Annotated in this window: 18 protein-coding genes; 12 read left to right on the top strand and 6 right to left on the bottom strand. The window is 60.5% G+C overall.

The window, feature by feature from the left end; genetic code table 11:
* Positions 1-9 precede the first annotated feature (9 nt).
* Complete coding sequence (gene grxC / locus ACJ8HB_RS21760; protein ID WP_004931142.1) at positions 10-258, bottom strand: glutaredoxin 3; 249 nt, start codon at positions 256-258, stop codon at positions 10-12.
* Positions 259-286: 28 nt separating this feature from the next.
* Positions 287-721 carry a rhodanese-like domain-containing protein gene (locus ACJ8HB_RS21755; RefSeq protein WP_033649725.1) on the bottom strand — a complete coding sequence of 145 codons (435 nt, stop codon included), beginning with the start codon at positions 719-721 and terminating at the stop codon, positions 287-289.
* A 297-nt stretch (positions 722-1,018) separates the two neighbouring features.
* On the opposite strand from ACJ8HB_RS21755, the gene gpmM reads away from it, so the two are divergent.
* The 3 genes from gpmM to ACJ8HB_RS21740 are packed head-to-tail and all read left to right on the top strand — an operon-like array spanning position 1,019 to position 4,860.
* Positions 1,019-2,563, top strand: coding sequence for a 2,3-bisphosphoglycerate-independent phosphoglycerate mutase (gene gpmM / locus ACJ8HB_RS21750; RefSeq protein ID WP_047570034.1), 1,545 nt, complete (start codon positions 1,019-1,021; stop codon positions 2,561-2,563).
* Between the two features lie 9 nt (positions 2,564-2,572).
* Complete coding sequence (gene envC / locus ACJ8HB_RS21745) at positions 2,573-3,907, top strand: murein hydrolase activator EnvC (RefSeq protein WP_033649727.1); 1,335 nt, start codon at positions 2,573-2,575, stop codon at positions 3,905-3,907.
* Positions 3,908-3,909: 2 nt separating this feature from the next.
* On the top strand, positions 3,910-4,860 hold the full coding sequence (locus tag ACJ8HB_RS21740; RefSeq protein ID WP_047570032.1) for a divergent polysaccharide deacetylase family protein: 951 nt from the start codon (positions 3,910-3,912) through the stop codon (positions 4,858-4,860).
* A 41-nt stretch (positions 4,861-4,901) separates the two neighbouring features.
* Here the strand turns inward: ACJ8HB_RS21740 and tdh are convergent, their stop codons facing one another.
* Both tdh and kbl read right to left on the bottom strand, forming a co-directional pair.
* A complete protein-coding gene (gene tdh / locus ACJ8HB_RS21735) occupies positions 4,902-5,927 on the bottom strand; it encodes an L-threonine 3-dehydrogenase (protein ID WP_033649729.1) in 1,026 nt (341 codons plus the stop codon).
* Positions 5,928-5,936: 9 nt separating this feature from the next.
* Positions 5,937-7,133, bottom strand: coding sequence for a glycine C-acetyltransferase (gene kbl, locus ACJ8HB_RS21730; protein ID WP_033636462.1), 1,197 nt, complete (start codon positions 7,131-7,133; stop codon positions 5,937-5,939).
* A 240-nt stretch (positions 7,134-7,373) separates the two neighbouring features.
* On the opposite strand from kbl, the gene rfaD reads away from it, so the two are divergent.
* The 6 genes from rfaD to ACJ8HB_RS21700 are packed head-to-tail and all read left to right on the top strand — an operon-like array spanning position 7,374 to position 13,747.
* A complete protein-coding gene (gene rfaD, locus ACJ8HB_RS21725; RefSeq protein ID WP_016929696.1) occupies positions 7,374-8,303 on the top strand; it encodes an ADP-glyceromanno-heptose 6-epimerase in 930 nt (309 codons plus the stop codon).
* Positions 8,304-8,325: 22 nt separating this feature from the next.
* Entirely contained in the window at positions 8,326-9,372 is a 1,047-nt protein-coding gene (gene rfaF, locus ACJ8HB_RS21720) for an ADP-heptose--LPS heptosyltransferase RfaF (RefSeq protein ID WP_033649730.1), read from the top strand.
* 2 nt (positions 9,373-9,374) lie between these two features.
* Entirely contained in the window at positions 9,375-10,340 is a 966-nt protein-coding gene (gene rfaC, locus ACJ8HB_RS21715) for a lipopolysaccharide heptosyltransferase RfaC (protein WP_047570029.1), read from the top strand.
* Positions 10,337-11,503: a glycosyltransferase gene (locus ACJ8HB_RS21710; RefSeq protein ID WP_047570027.1), complete on the top strand. Its 1,167-nt coding sequence runs from the start codon at positions 10,337-10,339 to the stop codon at positions 11,501-11,503. The genes rfaC and ACJ8HB_RS21710 overlap by 4 nt, the downstream gene beginning before the upstream one ends.
* 28 nt (positions 11,504-11,531) lie before the next feature.
* On the top strand, positions 11,532-12,773 hold the full coding sequence (locus ACJ8HB_RS21705; protein ID WP_047570025.1) for an O-antigen ligase family protein: 1,242 nt from the start codon (positions 11,532-11,534) through the stop codon (positions 12,771-12,773).
* Positions 12,770-13,747, top strand: a complete 978-nt coding sequence (locus ACJ8HB_RS21700; protein WP_047570023.1) for a glycosyltransferase family 2 protein — start codon at positions 12,770-12,772, stop codon at positions 13,745-13,747. Before ACJ8HB_RS21705 ends, ACJ8HB_RS21700 begins: the two co-directional genes overlap by 4 nt.
* Positions 13,748-13,783: 36 nt before the next feature.
* Here the strand turns inward: ACJ8HB_RS21700 and ACJ8HB_RS21695 are convergent, their stop codons facing one another.
* Together ACJ8HB_RS21695 and ACJ8HB_RS21690 are read right to left on the bottom strand one after the other, a co-directional pair.
* On the bottom strand, positions 13,784-14,878 hold the full coding sequence (locus ACJ8HB_RS21695; protein ID WP_047570021.1) for a glycosyltransferase family 9 protein: 1,095 nt from the start codon (positions 14,876-14,878) through the stop codon (positions 13,784-13,786).
* A gap of 8 nt (positions 14,879-14,886) precedes the next feature.
* On the bottom strand, positions 14,887-15,843 hold the full coding sequence (locus tag ACJ8HB_RS21690) for a polysaccharide deacetylase family protein (RefSeq protein ID WP_094860181.1): 957 nt from the start codon (positions 15,841-15,843) through the stop codon (positions 14,887-14,889).
* A gap of 210 nt (positions 15,844-16,053) precedes the next feature.
* On the opposite strand from ACJ8HB_RS21690, the gene rfaQ reads away from it, so the two are divergent.
* Genes rfaQ through ACJ8HB_RS21675 form a run of 3 tightly spaced genes read left to right on the top strand, consistent with a single transcriptional unit; the run spans position 16,054 to position 19,363 of the window.
* Positions 16,054-17,136 carry a putative lipopolysaccharide heptosyltransferase III gene (gene rfaQ, locus ACJ8HB_RS21685; RefSeq protein WP_033649736.1) on the top strand — a complete coding sequence of 361 codons (1,083 nt, stop codon included), beginning with the start codon at positions 16,054-16,056 and terminating at the stop codon, positions 17,134-17,136.
* Positions 17,133-18,260, top strand: a complete 1,128-nt coding sequence (locus ACJ8HB_RS21680; protein WP_060429116.1) for a glycosyltransferase family 4 protein — start codon at positions 17,133-17,135, stop codon at positions 18,258-18,260. Before rfaQ ends, ACJ8HB_RS21680 begins: the two co-directional genes overlap by 4 nt.
* 2 nt (positions 18,261-18,262) lie before the next feature.
* Positions 18,263-19,363 (top strand): glycosyltransferase, encoded by a 1,101-nt coding sequence (locus ACJ8HB_RS21675; protein ID WP_033649738.1) that lies wholly within the window; start codon positions 18,263-18,265, stop codon positions 19,361-19,363.
* Positions 19,364-19,385 lie beyond the last annotated feature (22 nt).

The following is a 19,385-nucleotide window of genomic DNA, read 5'->3' as shown; positions in this document are numbered from 1 at the left end:
GCAAGCTGCTTAAAGCAGTGGATCCAGGCCGCCGCGAGCATCGAGTTCATATAAATCATCGCAGCCGCCGATATGCCGGCCATCGATGAAAATCTGCGGCACGGTGGTGCGCCCGCTGCGCTCGATCATCACTTCGCGCTTGGCGTTATCGCCGTCGATGGCGATCTCGTTAAACGCCGCGCCCTTGCTGTTCAACAGCGCCTTGGCGCGATGGCAGAACGGACAGGTCGCTTTGGTGTAGATATCAATGTTAGCCATGGATTGCCACCTCAAATAGGTTAAACGGTTACTTACCGCGCACCAGCGGCAGGTTTTCTCCGCTCCAGCCGGAAATGCCGTCTTTCAGCATAGTCACCTTTTCAAAACCGGCCTTGCTCAGGTTCTCCGCCGGCTCGCGGGAGGCGGTGCCGTTGGCGCACACGACGATGATCGGCTGCGCTTTGTGTTTTTCCAGCTCGCCCAGGCTGCCGCTTTTGATTTCGCTGGCGGTCAGGTTGATGGCGTTGGCCAGGTGACCACGGCGAAAATCGTCGCGGCTGCGGGTGTCGACCACCACGGCTTCTTCTTTGTTGATCAGACGAATAGCTTCACCGCGGGCGATCTCTTTGACCTTGGAGAAACGGCTTTTGAAGGTCATGACGATCACGGCGACCAGCAGAGCGATCCAAGCCAGGCTCAGAATAGGGTGTCTGCTTACGAATGGCATAATTTCTTGCAGCATGGGGTGTAACAACTCCCGTCAGTTAAGGGATAAATAAGTCAAGGTTCCAGAGTATACCTGCCGAGTGCGGCAAATACAGCCAATAAGCAAGCGCGATTGCAGAAACTGCGGGCTGCGCTGAGAAATTCCCGACGTCAGAGCATAAAAGCCCGCGCGATTCGCCGCAACCTTGATCTCTTTGGGCTATTTATCGCCGGCGGCGATGTAAAATCAGCCGGTTTTTCGAGGGTGAATAGCCATGCTTGCGGCGGGCGCATGGCTATTCGCAGCTTAAAAAGTTCATAAGAGGTCAATGCAATGTCGAGCAACAAAAAACCGATGGTTCTGGTGATCCTGGACGGTTACGGCCACCGTGAAGAGCGGCAGGACAACGCGATCCTGAACGCCGGCACTCCGGTGATGGATCGCCTGTGGCGGGAGCAGCCGCATACGCTGATCGCCGCCTCCGGGCTGGATGTCGGCCTGCCCGATGGGCAAATGGGCAACTCCGAAGTCGGCCACGTCAACCTAGGCGCCGGGCGCATCGTGTACCAGGATCTGACCCGGCTGGACAAAGCGATCGCCGACGGCGACTTCTTCGCCAACCCGGTGCTGACCGCCGCGGTCGATAAGGCCGTAGCGGCCGGCAAGGCGGTGCACATCATGGGCCTGCTGTCGCCGGGCGGCGTGCACAGCCACGACGAGCACATTCTGGCCATGATCAAGCTGGCCGCCCAACGCGGCGCCAAAGCCGTTTATCTGCATGCCTTCCTCGATGGGCGCGACACGCCGCCGCGCAGCGCCGAAGCCCCGCTGCAACGCTGCCGCGACGCCTTCGCCGCATTGGGCGTCGGGCGCATCGCCTCGCTGATCGGCCGCTACTACGCGATGGACCGCGACAACCGCTGGGATCGCGTGCAGCTGGCCTATGACCTGCTGACCGCGGCCAAAGGCGACGCCGTGGCCGAGGATGCGATCGCCGGGCTGCAGGCCGCTTATCAGCGCGGTGAAAACGACGAGTTCGTCAGACCGACCGTGATACGCGCCGCCGGTGAGGCCGATGCCGCGATGCAGGACGGCGACGCGTTGATCTTCATGAACTTCCGCGCCGACCGCGCGCGCCAGATCACCCGCGCCTTCGTGAACGCGGATTTCGACGGTTTCCCGCGCGCCAAACAGGTGCAGTTCGGCGATTTCGTGATGCTGACCGAATACGCCGCCGACATCGCGACCGCCTGCGCCTATCCGCCGGCGTCGCTGGCCAACACCTTCGGCGAATGGCTGATGAAGCACGACAAAACCCAGCTGCGCATCTCGGAAACCGAAAAATACGCCCACGTCACCTTCTTCTATAACGGCGGCGTGGAAGCGCCGTTCAAGGGCGAAGACCGCGTGCTGGTCAACTCGCCGAAGGTCGCCACCTACGATCTGCAGCCGGAGATGAGCGCCGCAGAGCTGACCGACAAGCTGCTGAGCGCCATCCGCAGCGGCAAATACGACGCCATTATCTGCAACTACCCGAACGGCGACATGGTGGGGCATACCGGCGTGTATGAAGCGGCGGTCAAAGCGGTGGAAACGCTGGACGCCTGCATCGCCCAGGTGGTTGACGCGGTGCGCGACGTCGACGGTCAGCTGCTGATCACCGCCGATCACGGCAACGCCGAGCAGATGCGCGATCCGGCCACCGGCCAGGCGCACACCGCCCACACCAGCCTGCCGGTGCCGCTGATTTACGTCGGTAAACCGGCGCGGGCGGTCGAAGGCGGCAAGCTTTCGGACATCGCGCCAACCCTGTTAACGCTGATGGGAATGGAAATCCCGCAAGAGATGACTGGTAAGCCGCTGTTCATCGTGGAATAATCCTTCTCCATGAGGGAGAAGGCGTTTTTTGCACTATCAAGGGTAACCCGAAGCGCAAACGCAGGCAGCCGGCCGCTGCCTGAACGCACCGCGCCAAGGACGTTCACCGCCATGTGCGCCAGCGTATTTTGCGCTGGCGTCTTGCTGTTGCCGCTCGCCGGCCAAGCGGCGGAGGACAATAAATCCCAGCTGAAAGACATCCAGCAGAGCATCGCCGAGAAAGAAAAGGCGGTGAAGCAGCAGCAACAGCAGCGCAGCTCGCTGCAGGATCAGTTGCGTCAGCAGGAAAAAACCATCGCCCAGGCCAGCCGCCAGTTGCGCGACACCCAGAGCACGCTCACCCAGTTGGGCAAGGACATTGCCGGCCTGAACGCCTCGATAGCCAAACTGCAAAAGCAGCAATCAACCCAACAAAATCTCCTCGCCAAACAGCTCGACGCCGCCTTCCGGCAAGGGCAGCACAGCGCCGTGCAGCTGATCCTCAGCGGTGAAGAAAGCCAGCGCAGCGAACGTATTCTGGCCTATTTCGGCTATCTGAACGAAGCGCGTCAGAAAACCATCGAAGAGCTGAAGCAGACCCGCGCCGAGCTGGCGAAGCAAAAAACCACGCTGGTGGCCAAACAGGGCCAGCAAAAATCCTTACTGGGCGAGCAACAGACGCAGCAGCAGAAGCTGGAGCAGGCGCGCGGCGCCCGCAAGAAAACGCTGACCGCGCTGGAAGCCTCGCTGGAAAAAGACCAACAACGCCTGGTGGAACTGCGCCAGAACGAAGCCCGCATGCGCGACAAGATCGCCCGGGCGGAGCGCGAAGCCCGTGCGCGCGCCGAACGCGAAGCGCGTGAAGCGGCCAAGGTGCGCGAACAGGTGCGCATCAAGGAGCAGCAGGCGAAGAAAACCGGCACTACCTACAAACCTAGCGAAGCCGATCGCTCGCTGATGGCGCGAACCGGCGGCCTCGGTCGTCCGGCCGGCCAGCTGATGTGGCCGGTGCGCGGGCGCACGCTGCACGGCTTTGGCGAACAGCAGCAGGGCGAGCTACGCTGGAAAGGCATGGTGATCGAAGCCCGCGAAGGCAGCGAAGTGAAAGCCGTCGCCGATGGCCGCGTGCTGCTGGCCGACTGGCTGCAGGGCTATGGCCTGATGGTGGTGGTCGAACACGGTAAAGGCGACATGAGCGTGTACGGCTACAACCAGAGCGCGTTGGTCAACGTCGGGGCGCAAGTGCGCGCCGGCCAGCCGATCGCTCTGGTCGGCACCAGCGGCGGCCAGGGAACGCCGTCGCTCTATTTCGAAATCCGTCGTCAGGGACAGGCGGTTAACCCACTGCCGTGGTTGGGAAGATAGATTTGCGCTATGTCAAAACCCGTACAGCTCTGTTAATAGGCTGTCTGCTGCAGGTTTACGCTGCGCAGGCAGGAAAACTCTCCATCGTCATCGATGACGTGGGCTACCGCCCTCACGAAGAAAACGCGGTGCTGCAAATGCCGACGGCGATCTCGGTCGCGGTGTTGCCCAACGCGCCGCATGCCCGCCTGATGGCCACCCGCGCCCACAGCCAGGGCCGCGAAGTCTTGATCCACATGCCGATGGCGCCGCTCAGCAAGCAGCCGCTGGAGCGCGATACCCTGCAGCCCTCCATGAGCAGCGACGAGATCCAGCGCATCATCCGCAACGCGGTGAACAACGTGCCCTACGCGGTCGGCATGAACAACCACATGGGCAGCGCCATGACCTCCAGCCTGCCGGGCATGCAGAAAGTGATGCAGGCGCTCGAAAGCTACCGCCTGTATTTCCTCGACAGCATGACCATCGGCAGCAGCCAGGCGACCCGCGCCGCGGCCGGCACCGGCGTGAAGGTGATCAAACGCAAGGTGTTCCTCGACGATACCGCGAACGAAGCCGACATCCGCCGCCAGTTCAACCGCGCGGTCGAATTGGCGCGGCGCAACGGCTCCGCCATCGCCATCGGCCACCCGCGCCCGGCGACGGTGAAGGTGCTGCAGCAGATGCTGCCGTCGCTGCCCGCCGATATCGTGCTGGTCAAGCCGAGCGCGCTGCTGAACGAACCGCAGGGCAACGGCGGCGGCTACGTCCCACCGCCGGTCAAACCGCAAAAACCGCAGCCGAAGAACCCGTTCAGCGGCGGCATCAAGCAGTGCAAGGTCAAACCGCCGAAGGAAAAAACCAACGCCGGCACCGCGCTGGGCGTCATCGCCGACAGCATCGCCACCTCGCCACCGGTGACCTTCATCAAGCGTCATTGGCAGCACTGGACGCAAGCCAAACCGCAAGCGTAAAAAAAGGGCCGGAATTCCGGCCCTTGTCACGTCTGCCGAGATTAATCCCAGCTCAGCACCACTTTACCCGACTTGCCGGAGCGCATGGCGTCGAAGCCCTGCTGGAACTCGTCGATCGAGAAACGGTGGGTGATGATCGGGCTCAAATCCAGACCGGACTGGATCAGCGCCGCCATCTTGTACCAGGTTTCGAACATTTCGCGGCCGTAAATCCCTTTGATAAACAGCCCTTTGAAGATGACCTGGTTCCAGTCGATCGACATATCCGAAGGCGGAATGCCCAGCATGGCGATGCGCCCGCCGTGGTTCATCGCATTGAGCAGCGTGCGGAACGCCGGCGGCGCGCCGGACATTTCCAGACCGACGTCGAACCCTTCGGTCATGCCCAACTCGGCCATCACGTCGCTGAGGTTTTCCTTGCTGACGTTCACCGCGCGGGTCACGCCCATCTTGCGCGCCAGTTCCAGGCGGTATTCGTTAACGTCGGTGATCACCACATGGCGAGCGCCGACGTGTTTGCACACCGCCGCCGCCATGATGCCGATCGGGCCGGCGCCGGACACCAGCACGTCTTCCCCAACCAGATCGAACGACAGCGCGGTGTGCACCGCGTTGCCGAACGGATCGAAGATCGAAGCCAGTTCGTCGGAGATGTTATCCGGGATCTTGAAGGCGTTGAACGCCGGGATCACCAGGTATTCCGCAAAGCTGCCCGGACGGTTCACGCCCACGCCGACGGTGTTGCGGCACAGGTGCGTGCGGCCGCCGCGGCAGTTGCGGCAATGGCCGCAGGTGATGTGGCCTTCGCCGGACACGCGATCGCCGATGCTGAAGCCTTTGACTTCCTGACCGATCGCCACCACTTCGCCCACGTATTCATGGCCGACCACCATCGGAACCGGAATGGTTTTTTGCGACCACTCGTCCCAGTTGTAGATATGCACATCGGTGCCGCAGATCGCGGTTTTGCGGATTTTGATCATGATGTCGTTGTGGCCCAGCTCCGGCTGAGGCACGTCGGTCATCCAAATCCCTTCTTCCGCTTTCAGTTTTGACAGTGCTTTCATGGTTTTACCTTATGCAATAACGCCAAGATCCTTACCGATACGTGTAAACGCCGCCACTGCGCGTTCGATTTGCTCCGGGGTGTGGTCGGCGGACATCTGGGTACGGATGCGCGCCTGGCCTTTCGGCACCACCGGATAGAAGAAACCGGTCACATAGATGCCTTCCTTGAGCAACGCATTGGCGAATTCCTGCGCCAGCTTCGCCTCACCCAGCATCACCGGGATGATGGCATGATCGGCGCCGGCCAACGTGAAGCCGGCGGCGGTCATTTTTTCGCGGAACAGACGCGCGTTGGCCCACAGGCGATCGCGCAGGGCATCGCCCTCTTCCAGCAGTTCCAGCACTTTGATCGACGCGGCGACGATCGCCGGCGCCAGCGAGTTGGAGAACAGGTACGGGCGCGAACGCTGACGCAGCCACTCTACCACTTCTTTCCTGGCGGCGGTGTAGCCGCCGGACGCGCCGCCCAGCGCTTTGCCTAACGTACCGGTGATGATATCGACGCGGCCCATCACTTCACAGTATTCATGGGTGCCGCGCCCGTTGGCGCCGACAAAGCCCACCGCGTGGGAGTCATCCACCATCACCAGCGCCTGGTACTCGTCCGCCAGATCGCACACCCCTTTCAGGTTGGCGATCACGCCGTCCATCGAGAAGACGCCGTCGGTGGCGATCAGGATGTGGCGCGCGCCGTCGGCTTTGGCCTGCTTCAGCTGCGCGGCCAGCTCGGCCATGTCGTTATTGGCGTAGCGATAGCGCTTGGCCTTGCACAGGCGCACGCCGTCAATGATCGACGCGTGGTTCAGCGCATCGGAGATAATGGCGTCTTCCGGGCCGAGCAGGGTTTCGAACAGCCCGCCGTTGGCATCGAAGCAGGAGGAGTAGAGGATCGCGTCTTCCATGCCCAAGAAGGCCGCCAGTTTCTGTTCCAACTGCTTGTGGCTGTCCTGGGTGCCGCAGATGAAGCGCACCGACGCCATGCCGAAACCGTGGCTGTCCATGCCCGACTTGGCGGCGGCGATCAGCGCCGGGTGGTTGGCCAGGCCCAGGTAGTTATTGGCGCAGAAGTTGATCACATGGCTGCCGTCGGCAACGGCGATATCCGCCTGTTGCGCGGAGGTGATGATGCGTTCTTCCTTGAACAGCCCTTCACTGCGAGTGGCGGCAAGCTGTTGTTCCAACTGCTGATAAAAAGACGCTGACATTCGGTTATCTCCAGGATTGGGCTATTTGCGGCATATTTTACTGATTTGTAACCAAACTGACGAGAATGCGCGGGAGAGAATATTAAAATTGCAGCAGATATCACGGCAAAAAGCGGACTTCAATGGCAATGCGGGATATTCGGAGCCCTTCCGCTGTTTGCCGCGGCATGAAATGCTATTATAACCGCCATTGAGCGTGGGGCATTGTGCCCCGCCAGGCAGCTTAGCAGGGGTAACCCAATGATTATCGTCACAGGCGGCGCCGGCATGATCGGCAGCAACATCATTAAGGCACTGAACGACAAGGGATATCGCGATATCCTGGTGGTGGATAACCTGAAAGACGGCACCAAGTTCGTCAACCTGGTCGATCTGGACATCGCCGACTATATCGATAAAGAAGACTTTATCGCCAGCATCGTGGCCGGCGACGATCTGGGCGATATCGAAGCGGTCTTCCACGAAGGCGCCTGCTCCGCGACCACCGAGTGGGACGGCAAGTACATGATGGACAATAACTATCAGTACTCCAAAGACCTGCTGCACTACTGCCTGGATCGCGAAATCCCGTTCCTGTACGCCTCCTCCGCCGCCACTTACGGCGGCCGCGAGGAGTTCATCGAAGAGCGTGAGTATGAAGCGCCGCTCAACGTGTACGGCTACTCCAAATTCCTGTTCGATCAGTACGTGCGCGAGATCCTGCCGGAAGCGGACTCGCAGATCTGCGGCTTCCGCTACTTCAACGTTTACGGCCCGCGCGAAGGCCACAAAGGCAGCATGGCCAGCGTCGCCTTCCACCTGAATACCCAGATCAACCGCGGCGAAAACCCGAAACTGTTCGCCGGCAGCGAAAACTTCAAGCGTGACTTCATCTACGTCGGCGACGTGGCGGCGGTTAACCTGTGGTTCTGGGAAACCGGCAAATCCGGCATCTTCAACTGCGGCACCGGCCGGGCGGAAACCTTCCAGGCGGTGGCCGACGCGGTGGTGGACTTCCACCAGAAGGGCGCGGTGGAATACATCGAGTTCCCGGAGAAGCTGAAGGGCCGCTATCAGGCGTACACCCAGGCCGATCTGACCAAGCTGCGCGCCGCCGGCTACGACGCACCGTTCAAAACGGTCGCCGAAGGGGTGAAAGAGTATATGGCCTGGTTGAACCGCACCGCATAAGCTGAAGGAATTAACGCTGGGTATGAAAATACTGGTTATCGGCCCTTCTTGGGTTGGCGACATGATGATGTCGCAAAGTCTCTATCGCACCCTGAAGGCCGAATACCCGTCGGCGGAGATCGATGTGATGGCGCCGGCCTGGTGCCGCCCGCTGCTGGCGCGCATGCCGGAAGTCAATCAGGCGCTGGCGATGCCGCTGGGCCACGGCGCGCTGGGGCTCGGCGAGCGCCGCCGCCTGGGGCGCGCCCTGCGCGCCAACCGTTACGATCGCGCTTACGTTCTACCCAACTCGTTCAAATCCGCGCTGGTGCCCTTCTTCGCCGATATCCCGCAGCGCACCGGCTGGCGGGGCGAAATGCGTTACGGCCTGCTGAACGACGTCCGCGTGCTCGACAAGGCGGCCTTCCCGCTGATGGTGCAACGCTACGTGGCGCTGGCCTATGACAAAGGCCGCATTCAGCGCGCCGACGATCTGCCGCAGCCGCTGCTGTGGCCACAGCTGCAGGTGAGCGACGAAGAGATCGCCGACACCACCGCGGCCTTCAACCTGACCGACAGCCGGCCGATCGTCGGCTTCTGCCCGGGCGCGGAGTTCGGCCCCGCCAAACGCTGGCCGCACTATCACTACGCGACGCTGGCTCAGCGGCTGATCGAGAACGGCTATCAGATCGCGCTGTTCGGCTCGGCGAAAGATCACGAAGCCGGCGAACAGATCCGCGCCGCGCTGCAGGAAGACGCCCGCGATTTCTGCCTTAACCTGGCCGGAAAAACCCAGTTGGAGCAGGCGGTGATCCTGATCGCGGCCTGCCGGGCGGTGGTCAGCAACGACTCCGGTTTAATGCACGTTGCCGCAGCGTTGAACAAACCGCTGATAGCCTTGTACGGACCAAGCAGCCCCGACTTCACGCCGCCGCTCTCCGACAAGGCGCGGGTGATTCGCCTGATCAGCGGTTATCACAAGGTGCGCAAGGGCGATGCCGAGCAGGGATACCACCAAAGTTTGATCGATATTCAGCCGCAGCAAGTATTGGATGCGCTGACGCCGCTACTTGTCGCCAGCGAGGAATAGTCATGCAGGTGTTAATCGTAAAAACCTCCTCAATGGGGGACGTGCTGCATACGCTGCCCGCCCTGACCGACGCGCTGCAGGCCATTCCCGATATCCGCTTCGACTGGGTGGTGGAAGAAGGTTTCAGCCAAATCCCGACCTGGCACCCGGCGGTGGATCGCGTGATCCCGGTGGCCATTCGCCGCTGGCGCAAGAACTGGTTCGGCAACGACACCCGGCAACAGCGCTGCGACTTCAAGCGCGCGCTGCAAGAACGCCGTTATGACGTGGTGATCGACGCGCAGGGCCTGATCAAAAGCGCCGCGCTGATCACGCGCATCGCCAAAGGCAACAAACATGGCCCGGACTGCAAGAGCGCGCGCGAGCCGTTCGCCAGCTGGTTCTACAACGTGCGCCATGAGATAGACAAGCAGCAGCACGCGGTGGAACGCACGCGCGAACTGTTCGCCAAAAGCCTTGGCTACGATAAACCGGGAAGCTACGGCGATTACGCCATCGCCGCGCGCTTTCTCAGCAGCCCGCCGGCCGATGCCGGGCGGTATTTGGTGTTTTTGCACGCGACGACGCGTGACGACAAGCACTGGCCGGAGCAAAACTGGCGCGAGCTGATCGCGCTGACGGCGGACAGCGGGTTGAAGATCAAACTGCCGTGGGGTGCAGAGCATGAACATCAGCGCGCGCTGCGCTTGGCGGAAGGTTTTTCACATGTCGAAGTGCTGCCGAAGCTCAGCCTGCAGCAGGTGGCCGAGGTGCTGGCCGGCGCCAAGGGCGTGGTCTCGGTCGACACCGGGCTCAGCCATTTGACCGCCGCGCTCGACAAACCGAACATCACGCTGTTCGGGCCGACCGATCCCGGCCTGATCGGCGGCTACGGGCAAAATCAGCACTCGTTGATTTCGCCGGAAAAAAGCATGGCGACAATCGACGCCGATACGGCATGGCAGGCGTTGCAAAAGGTTATAGCATGAAAAAACTGCACATTATCAACCTGGGTAAAATGGGCGGCGTCGAACGCCTGTTCCTGCAGTACATCAACGATACCACCGACGGCAGCAACCAGGTCTTGTGCATCAGCGGCGACATTGGCGAAGAAATCCGCCGCCAGTTGCCTGCGCATCAGCCCGTCACCTTCGCCAACCGCCTGATCAATGCGCTGCCGTTGCGCTGCCCGCAGTTCCTGCGCAAATTTTTGCTGAAGTGGAAAATCGAGCGGGCGAACGCCGACGTGGTGATCGTCTGGGACCTGGTGCCGGGGCTGGCGGCCAAACCCAAGCGCGGCAAGCTGATTTACTACGATCACGGCTGCTCCTGGCGTTACCCCAAGAATAAAAAGACGCTGCGTTTCTTCGCCATGCTGGACGGCGTCATTTCCGCCTCACACGCGTCGAAGCGGGTGATGGAGCTGCGCTTTAATCTGCCTTGCCCAAATCACGTGGTGATCAACCGCATCAAAACGCCGGCGGGGATCGACACTGCGCCGAAAACCCTGTCGCAGCCGGTCAGGATCGGCACTGCCTCACGCCTGGTCAGCCTGAAAGGCATCAGCGTGTCATTATTGATGATGCAGGAACTGCTGCGGCGCGGGCATGACGTCACGCTGGAAGTGGCCGGCAAAGGGCCGGATCGCGCGGCGTTCGAGGCGCTGGCGGCCCGGCTACAGCTCGGCGATCGCGTCACCTTCAGCGGTTATCAGGATGACGTCGCCGGCTTCTTCAATCGCACGCGCATCTATATGAGCACGCCGATCACCGAGCCGTTCGGCTTGTCCTGCATGGAATCGCTCTATTTCGGCGTGCCGGTCATCTTCCCGCAGGTCGACGGCCAGCCGGAAGCGGTGAAAGACGGGGTCTGCGGCATTGGCCTGACGCCGTCGGTCACCATCGAACAACACCGGCAGCTCACCGATATCGAGGTCGACTTCCCGCATGAGGTCTACGATCCGTTGACCGACAGCCTGGTCGCGCCCAAGCTGCTGTCGCATATCGACTGTGCGGATGCCGTTGAGAAATTGCTGGAGCGAGAAACCTACCAGACTCTGAGCCGAAATGCGCAGCGCTATCCTGCGGAACATTTTAACTATGCTCAGTTCAAAGTTGAATTCGACGACACGCTGCGATCCTTTATCGCTTAATTGAAACGTGAGCCGGAAAATACGCCCGATGCTAAAACACAGAACGCCGCACCCTGCCTTCAGCTATCTGATCTATCTGGGGTGCGCTATCGCTTTTTGCACCATTCCTTTCGGTTCCGCGACCGGACGCAATCTGTTTTACGTTTCCAGCTACATCGCCTTTATCGCCGTTTGCCTGTACCCGCGCTACTACTTCAGCAACGTTAGAAACCTGCTGCTGCCCGCGCTGATGTTCAGCGTGGGCATGGGAACCATCCTCTGGATGCATCACTTCAAACAGCCGGGTGAGTACATCAATATTTATCGCTCTTATATGTCGACCGGCAAACTGCAGCTCGCGACCGCTTTCATCTTGCTGATTGCGCTCAATGAGCGGTTGTGCGTACAGCGCCTGCTGATCGTTGTGGCTCTCGCCACCGGTCTGGCGATCAACGGTTATTCCCTCTATCAGGGGCTGCGTCTGGATATCCCGCGCGTAGAGCTCAACTTCGATCGCGCCACGGTCGCCGCCTATCTGATGACCGCCATCGATCTGGTCATGATGCAAGCCATCCTGATGCTGCGCACCCGCTACCGCCTGGTGTTGTACATTGCGGCATTCCTGCTGTCCTTCTCTGCGCTGGTGCTCACCGGCACGCGCGCGGCCATGTTGGTCTACCCGGTGGCGGTCTGCCTGTCACTGCTGGCCACCAAGCAGCTGGTTTCCAGAAAACACAAGCTTGCGTTGGTGGCCTCGGTACCGCTGCTGCTCGTAGCCTGCGGCCTGGTGTTTAAACCGCAGATAGAAGAACGCATTCAGGCTTTTGAGACCGACATGCGCCTGATGGACCAGCCGCAGACTGAAAACTCCATCATTTCCCGGCTGTCGATGCAAACGCTGGCATGGCATACCGGGTCACAAGCCCCGTGGGGCCAATCCGCCGAACAGCGCGGCGAAGAGATCCGTGCGATGGTCGCACAGCAACCCCGCCTGTCTGGCGTCATGCCCTACATCAACGTCCACCTGCACAACGAGCTGCTGGAAACTTACTCGCTCAAGGGCGTCTGGGGCGTACTGCTGCTGCTGGCGCTGTATGTCAGCCTGTTTTTCTCTTCCTTCCGGCCACAGCGCAACGCGCTGCTGCTGAGCGTCAGCGCCAGCCTGTTCGTTTACGGCTTGAGCGACGTCATCTTCTTCAGCACGGAAGGTACCGCCATGTTCGGCCTGGCGCTGATCGCCGCCGCTCTTTCCGTCCCGAAACAGCCCCCTGTTCAGGAGCCTACCCCGTGAATCCTCAGGAGCCGCTGCTCAGCGTTATCGTGCCGTTTTATAATAATGAAGCGTTCGTTATCGCTGCGCTGGATTCGTTATTTGCACAGATTAGCGACGATATCGAGGTGGTGATCATCGACGATGGCTCCACCGACGCCTCCGGCGCGCTGGTCAGCCAATATCTGGCGCAGCGGCGGCACCCACGCGTGGTCTTTACTTCACAGGCCAACGGCGGCATTGCGCACGCCCGCAACGTCGGCTTACGTCTGGCCACCGGACGCTATATCACCTTCCTCGACGGCGACGATCTGCTGAGCGACGACTATCTGGCGATCCTGCGCCCCCAGCTTACCGCCGGTGAATATGACCTGATCGATTTTAATTATCAGAAGTTCACCGAGCATCCGCCGACACCAGATAACCGCGCGGCGCGGCCCGTAGCCTACGACTTTTCACAATTGGGACTGGGCAGCCTGCAACCGCTGTTTGCACGCTCGATGTGGCATCTCTGGAGCCGGGTATATAAACGCACGCTGCTGGCAGGGGAAGCGTTCGAAGAAGGCAGGCGCTACGAAGACGTGATTTTCACACCTTTTCAGTATTTCAAAACTCGCCGCATCGCCCATCTTGACGGCGAACTCTACTTCTATCGGGACAACAGCCAGGGCATCACCCGCAATATCAAACCCAAAGATATTGAAGATATGTTGTTCGCCATGGAGAAGATGCTGCGTTTTGTGGCGCAGCATCCCGGGGATGAGCCGCTGCGCCGGTTGGCCGCCCTGATGCTGGCCAACTGCTTTTCCGAGGTGAAAAACATGTCGAAGGCGGTATACGGCTATTACCATTACGCGCCGGCAACGCTGCACATCCTGCGCCGCGCCGCCGACGTCTGCCGCAACAGCGACGTGCCGGGCAAAAAAGTCCGCCAGATGCGCTATGCGCGAGTGGATACCTTTCTTTCTAAGCTGCGCGGGCGCAGGCCGCGCTAACCGCATCGGCCGGGCGGCCGATGCGTCGTCTCGCCTTTAGCGCGCTAAAGGCACGTGTGCGACCAGCTCATCATAAATCCGCTGCGGCTGGATGACCCCCATCGGACTTTCTGCCTCCAGCGGCATCGTATAACCGGTACGCGACACCTGAATGATGCGGTGCAGTTCAGCATCCTGAATCGGGCCGGTGGAGCGTGAGTCGGCGGTCACGAACAGGCTGATGGTTTTCACCTTCAACGCCACCGCCAGGTGCAGCGGCCCGGTATCGCCGGTGACCAGAACATGGAAACTGTCGATCAACGTCAGCAAGCCTTGCAGCCCCGTTTTACCGATCTGGTTATCCACGCAGGCCTGCGTTTGCGGGCCGATCAGGCTCATAAACTGTTTGGCCTTGCCGTCGTCAAACGGTGCGCCAATCAGCACGATGCGTACATTAGGGTGCTTCGCCACCAGCTCATCGGCCAGCCGCGCATAGTGCGAAACCGGCCAGCAACGCGACTCCGTAGATGCCCCCAATTGAAAGCCGATGGTGGGATGCTCGCTGCTTTTGACGCCGCGCTGATAATCCACGGGAATTTCCATCGTCGGATCGTCGCTGCGGCAGCCCAAAATGGAAATCAGCTCCAGCTTGCGGCGCACGAAGTGGCCGTAATAATGGAAGACATAGTTGGTCAGCCAAGGCTCCAGCCCGCAAATGCCCGAACTGTAGTTATCGCGGATAATGTACTTCGCCCCGGCCAGTACGGCGCTGATGATGTCATAAGGCAGGTGGGAGTGCAGAATCAGCGCCAAATCCGGCTGATGTTCGCGCAGCGATTTCAGCAACGGGCGGATCGTCTTGATCTTGCTGTCCCAATACACCACGCGATCGTAATAGCGGCCGTTTTCCACCAGCTCGCGGTTTTTCTTGTGCACCACCAGTGTGATGTGTGCGTTGGGGTAGCGTTCCCGCATCGCCCTCAATGCCGGCGTGTTGAACATGAAGTCGCCCAACGCCGTGGTGGAATAGATGACGATATTGTCAAACTGCTGGGCGCCGTCGAAGGTCGCCTTGTCTTGAAAACGGCCGTACTTCGCCGTATAGCGCCGCAAGAACCAGTCGGCAACCTTGATTTTCCATTTTTTCGACATGTGCGTGCTTAATTCGCTTTAAGTTGATAATACTCGGCCAGCGTCATGCCCACCGTGCGCTGCTGCAGCCAGTCAAACAGCTGTTCCAGATCGCGGTACAGCACTTCGATATCCTGCTCGGTTTTGAACGTCGGGCTGCCGCCCGGCATGAACTCGGAGGAGTGCAGCATAAATTCGACGTAGTCATGCCCCTGCGCCAGCGACGCTTCAGCCACCCCTATCATCTTGGCCACGTTGCCGCCACTTGGTCGCAGCCAGTTGACGGACGGCGAACGCCGCTTGCCGCGCAGCCGATCATAACCTTGCTTGAACGCGTTCATCAGCGCCGAGTGCTTGTACTGAATGCTCATCGGCACTTCCAGCAGCGCCGAAGCGCCCGGTTTGGCAATGTTCTGCGGATCGATGAAATAGGCCTGCGACGGGAACCGGCTGTAATCGGTGCCGCCGTTGCCCTGCGGATTGCCCGGCGAAAACTGCCAGTTGACGCGCGGCGTCACCGAACAGTCCACCTGATAGCCATACTCCAGCAGCAGCGAGGCATAATATTCGTTGAACGCCCAGCGGCCGGCGCGATGGCTGAGCATTTTGGTCTGGAAGGCATCTTCCAGCAGCTTGGTCATGTGATCGACCTTGGCGCGGATCTGATCGGCGGGATACTCGATCAAATACGGTTTGTGGCGCCTGTCGTCGTCGGTGAGCGGCGTTAGCGGCGGGCTGTTCCAAGCGTGCAGGTGCATGCCGACTTCACCCGCGCCGCGGGCGATCACGTCACGCGCGAACTCGACGTAAGCCGGATCCATCGCCATTTCATAGTTGGTGAGATAAACCGGTTTGAAGGCGTATTTTTCGCACAATGCCTGAAAGCGCGGCAAGAAACGCGTGTTTTCGGTCGCGATGCGATCGTGGTTTTGCCACAGATTATCGCCTTCGGTATCAATGGTGATGAGAAACGCCGGTTTAGTCATGAATATCGAGCCTGATATCAACAGAATGCACTATGTTACGCAGCCCGTTTCGCCAGGGCAAACGACTTTGCTGCCTGGTTTGGACAACATTGAAACGCATTCGTCCCCGGCTCGGCGATTTTTTTGCGGCCCGGCAAGAAAACCTTGCAACAGTAGCCACATGCGATCGGGTCATTTAGAATCAAAGATTGGTTTCCCAGAAAGCGACTCATGATGAACGACGCGCCAGCCCCAACTTCCGCCCCATCCGTACAGCGTATTTTGATCATAAAACTGCGCCATCACGGCGATATGCTGCTGGTCACGCCGGTCATCAGCAGCCTGCGGCAAAACTACCCGCAGGCGCAGATCGATGTGCTGCTGTATCAGGAAACGCAGGAGATGCTGGCCAGTAATCCGGAACTGTCGACGCTGTTCGCCATCGACCGCCAATGGAAAAAACAGGGCGCCCGCGCGCATCTGGGGCACGAACTGGCGCTGCTGCGCCGCCTGAAGGCGCAGCGCTACGATCTGGTGGTCAACCTGGCCGATCAGTGGCGCAGCGCCATCCTCACGCGCCTGACCGGCGCGCGCATCCGTCTGGGCTTCGATTTCCCCAAACGCCGCGGCTTCCTGTGGCGCCACTGCCACACGCAGCTGGTGCCGGTCGACAATCACGCCCACCTGCATACCGTCGAACAAAACCTCTCGCTGCTGGCGCCGCTGAACCTGCCCGCGCTCAGTGATCATGTGACCATGAGTTACGATCCGCAGGATTGGCAGGCATGTGAGCAACGGTTACAGAAACAGGGCGTCACCGGCAGTTATATTGTGGTGCAGCCCACCTCGCGCTGGTTCTTCAAATGCTGGAGCGAAGAGAAAATGGCCGCCACCCTCACCGCCTTGCAGGCCGACGGCCACCAGCTGGTGATCACCTCCGGCCCCGACGCCAGAGAACAAGCCATGGTAGAGCGCATTTTGGCGCTCTGCCCGCCGCAGGGCGTGATTTCGTTAGCCGGCCAGCTGACGCTGCGCCAGTTGGCCGCCCTGATCGACCACGCCAAGCTGTTTATCGGCGTGGATTCGGTGCCGATGCACATGGCCGCCGCGCTGCACACGCCGTGCGTAGCGTTGTTCGGCCCTTCCAAGCTGACTTTCTGGCGGCCGTGGCAGGCTACCGGCGCCGTGATCTGGGCCGGCGACTTCGGCGAACTACCCGATCCGGACGCCATCGATACCGGCACCGACGAACGGTATCTCGACCTTATTCCTACAGACGCGGTGATTGCAGCCGCGCGGAGCACGCTGGCATGAAAGCATTTCGTTTGGCGATCGTTCGCCAAAAATACCGCCCGGACGGCGGAGCCGAACGTTTCGTTTCCCGCGCCCTGGAGGCGCTGGAGCAACAGGATCTCGATCTGAACGTCATCACCCGCGAATGGCAGGGTGACGCCAATCCCAACTGGCATATCCACCTGTGCAACCCGCTAAAACTCGGCCGCATCAGCCGCGAACGGGGCTTCGCCGTGGCGGCCAGGGCGCTGTGGCAGAAAGAGCATTTTGATCTGGTGCAAAGCCACGAGCGCATTCCCGGCTGCGACATCTACCGCGCCGGCGACGGCGTACACCGCCGCTGGCTGCTGCAACGCGCGCGTCTGCTGCCGGAATGGCGCCGCAAATGGCTGTTCTCCAACCGTTATCACCGCTATGTGATGTGCGCCGAACGCGCCATGTACGCCGCACCGGAGCTGAAAGCCGTCATCTGCAACGCCGAGATGATCAAGCAGGAAATCATCGCGGACTTTGGCGTGCCCGCCGACAAAATCACGGTGATCTATAACGCCATCGATAATCAAAAGTTCCCGCCCGCCGACGAGGCCCTGCGCCAACGTCTGCGCGAGCAGTATCAGATCCCGCAACAGGCGCACTGCCTGATTTTCGTCGGTTCCGGCTTTGAGCGCAAAGGGCTGGCCGCCGCCATCCGCGCCGTGGCGGCGACCGACAGCCACCTGTTGGTGGTCGGCAAAGACAAGGCCGAAAAACGCTACCGGGCGCTGGCACAGTCGCTGGGCTGCAGCGATCGGGTTCACTTTATGGGCGTGCAGAAGCAGACCTTGCCGTTCTATCAGGCCGCAGATGCGCTGCTGCTGCCGACGCTGTACGATCCGTTCCCGAATGTGATTCTGGAAGCGATGTCGTGCGGCCTGCCGGTTATCACCAGCACCACCTGCGGCGGCGCCGAGTTTATCACCCAGGGCCAGAACGGCTTCGTGACCGATGCGCTCGACGTACCGGCCATCGCGGAGGCCATTCGCGCGCTGCCGCGCCAGGCGCTGGGATCATCCATGGGCGAAGCGGCAAGACTGCGTATTATGCCGGCTACGCCGGCGCATCTGTCCGAACAGCTTATTTCCCTCTATAACCGGTTACTGGATTAGCTATGCGTATTCTGATGATCATCGACGGCCTGCCGGGAGGCGGCGCGGAAAAAGTGGTGCTGACCCTGTGCCAGGGCATGCAGCAACAGGGGCATGACGTCAGTCTGATCTCGCTGCGCGACGTCTGCAATTACCCTATCCCGCCGGGCATTGATTATCAGGTGGTGGCCGATCGCAGCCGCGCCCCCTGGCGCAAGCTGACCGAGCTGTCGCGCCGCGCCGGCGCGCTGGATCGGGCGATAGCCGAACACGAGCGCCAACACGGCGCGTTCGATCTGGTGTTCTCCAACCTGCATAAAACCGATCGCATCGTCAGCCGCAGCAAGCGGTTGGCCGCGGATCGCCTGTGGTTCTGCATTCACGGCATTCTCTCCACCTCCTACCTCGGCCACCGCAAGGGCCTGGATCGCTGGCTGAAGCAACGCAAAATCGCCAACGTTTACCAGGGAAGAAACATCGTCGCCGTTTCACGGGCGGTCGGCGACGATCTGCAGCAGAACTTACCGATCCGCCCGCGCCGGCTGGCGGTCATCAACAACCCGTTCGATATCGACGCCATCCAGCAACAGGCGGCGATGCCTTGCGAACTGGCCGGCCAGGACTATCTGGTGCACGTCGGCCGCTTTCACGCCACCAAGCGGCATGACCGCCTGCTGAAAGCCTATGCGCACTCCGGCATTCAGGCGCCGCTGGCCTTGATCGGCGCCGGGGACGACGCCAGAGTCGCCGAGGTCAAACGTCTGGCGACAGACCTGGGCATTGCAGAGCGCGTGCTGTTTCTCGGTTTCCAGGCTAATCCCTACCCGTTTATTCGCCATGCCTCGCTGCTGGTGCTCAGCTCCGACAGCGAAGGGTTTGGCAACGTGCTGGTAGAATCGCTGCTGTGCGGCACACCGGTGGTCAGCACCCGTTGTCCGGGTGGCCCTGCGGAAATTCTGGAAAAAGCCGGCATGGCTAACGCGCTGGCGGAATTAAACGAAGCGTCGCTGGCAGAAAAAATGGCGGAGATTTACGCCAATCCGCCGCAGATAAATCAACAGCAATTGCTGAGCTATGGGCTTGAACCTATTTGCCGCCAATATCTGGAACTGGAAAGAAAATAATAAAGAATGAAATAAGGCAGGG

This window comes from Serratia sp. CY27727 (assembly GCF_052169275.1).
In the GTDB taxonomy this organism is placed as follows: domain Bacteria; phylum Pseudomonadota; class Gammaproteobacteria; order Enterobacterales; family Enterobacteriaceae; genus Serratia; species Serratia sarumanii.
The sequence above is the reverse complement of the archived record's forward strand: the minus strand, read 5'-3'. Positions and strand labels throughout refer to the sequence as shown.

Excerpts from the sequence above, each read along its gene's own strand:
- grxC (WP_004931142.1), bottom strand. The coding sequence starts at position 258 with ATGGCTAACATTGATATCTACACCAAAGCGACCTGTCCGTTCTGCCAT.
- ACJ8HB_RS21755 (WP_033649725.1), bottom strand. The coding sequence starts at position 721 with ATGCTGCAAGAAATTATGCCATTCGTAAGCAGACACCCTATTCTGAGC.
- gpmM (WP_047570034.1), top strand. The coding sequence starts at position 1,019 with ATGTCGAGCAACAAAAAACCGATGGTTCTGGTGATCCTGGACGGTTAC.
- envC (WP_033649727.1), top strand. The coding sequence starts at position 2,573 with ATGAGGGAGAAGGCGTTTTTTGCACTATCAAGGGTAACCCGAAGCGCA.
- tdh (WP_033649729.1), bottom strand. The coding sequence starts at position 5,927 with ATGAAAGCACTGTCAAAACTGAAAGCGGAAGAAGGGATTTGGATGACC.
- kbl (WP_033636462.1), bottom strand. The coding sequence starts at position 7,133 with ATGTCAGCGTCTTTTTATCAGCAGTTGGAACAACAGCTTGCCGCCACT.
- rfaD (WP_016929696.1), top strand. The coding sequence starts at position 7,374 with ATGATTATCGTCACAGGCGGCGCCGGCATGATCGGCAGCAACATCATT.
- rfaF (WP_033649730.1), top strand. The coding sequence starts at position 8,326 with ATGAAAATACTGGTTATCGGCCCTTCTTGGGTTGGCGACATGATGATG.
- rfaC (WP_047570029.1), top strand. The coding sequence starts at position 9,375 with ATGCAGGTGTTAATCGTAAAAACCTCCTCAATGGGGGACGTGCTGCAT.
- ACJ8HB_RS21710 (WP_047570027.1), top strand. The coding sequence starts at position 10,337 with ATGAAAAAACTGCACATTATCAACCTGGGTAAAATGGGCGGCGTCGAA.
- ACJ8HB_RS21705 (WP_047570025.1), top strand. The coding sequence starts at position 11,532 with ATGCTAAAACACAGAACGCCGCACCCTGCCTTCAGCTATCTGATCTAT.
- ACJ8HB_RS21695 (WP_047570021.1), bottom strand. The coding sequence starts at position 14,878 with ATGTCGAAAAAATGGAAAATCAAGGTTGCCGACTGGTTCTTGCGGCGC.
- ACJ8HB_RS21690 (WP_094860181.1), bottom strand. The coding sequence starts at position 15,843 with ATGACTAAACCGGCGTTTCTCATCACCATTGATACCGAAGGCGATAAT.
- rfaQ (WP_033649736.1), top strand. The coding sequence starts at position 16,054 with ATGATGAACGACGCGCCAGCCCCAACTTCCGCCCCATCCGTACAGCGT.
- ACJ8HB_RS21680 (WP_060429116.1), top strand. The coding sequence starts at position 17,133 with ATGAAAGCATTTCGTTTGGCGATCGTTCGCCAAAAATACCGCCCGGAC.
- ACJ8HB_RS21675 (WP_033649738.1), top strand. The coding sequence starts at position 18,263 with ATGCGTATTCTGATGATCATCGACGGCCTGCCGGGAGGCGGCGCGGAA.